Source organism: Bartonella sp. AA81SXKL (genome assembly GCF_042196945.1).
Taxonomy (GTDB): Bacteria; Pseudomonadota; Alphaproteobacteria; order Rhizobiales; family Rhizobiaceae; genus Bartonella.
The window spans coordinates 411-675 of the sequence record NZ_JBHIRH010000275.1 but is presented as its reverse complement, the minus strand read 5'-3'; the positions used below and the strand labels follow the sequence as shown (position 1 = coordinate 675).

The following is a 265-nucleotide window of genomic DNA, read 5'->3' as shown; positions in this document are numbered from 1 at the left end:
GCTGAACAGTTAGGGTTTTATCGTGATGAAGGTGTTCGTGATGTTATCATTGCTTTGGGGGGGCCTGATGGGCATAATGAGCAGATAAGGAATCGCGCTGATTTTCTTTTGTCTTTTGGTTTTATGACGTGGCCACATCAAATTGCGCGTATACTTCTTACAGAACAGCTTTATCGTGCTGTAACGATTGCTAGCAATCATCCGTATCATCGTTTTTAATATTTTTGTTCAATTTTTAGCACTTATTTGTATATTTATTAATATT

The 265-nt window shown here is 37.0% G+C and carries 1 protein-coding gene; it reads left to right on the top strand.

The genetic code is table 11. The features are described from left to right. The coding region (locus ACFINZ_RS11060) for a 23S rRNA (pseudouridine(1915)-N(3))-methyltransferase RlmH (protein WP_375701540.1) at positions 1-219 on the top strand (219 nt) is incomplete at its 5' end. Between the last annotated feature and the right edge of the window lie 46 nt (positions 220-265).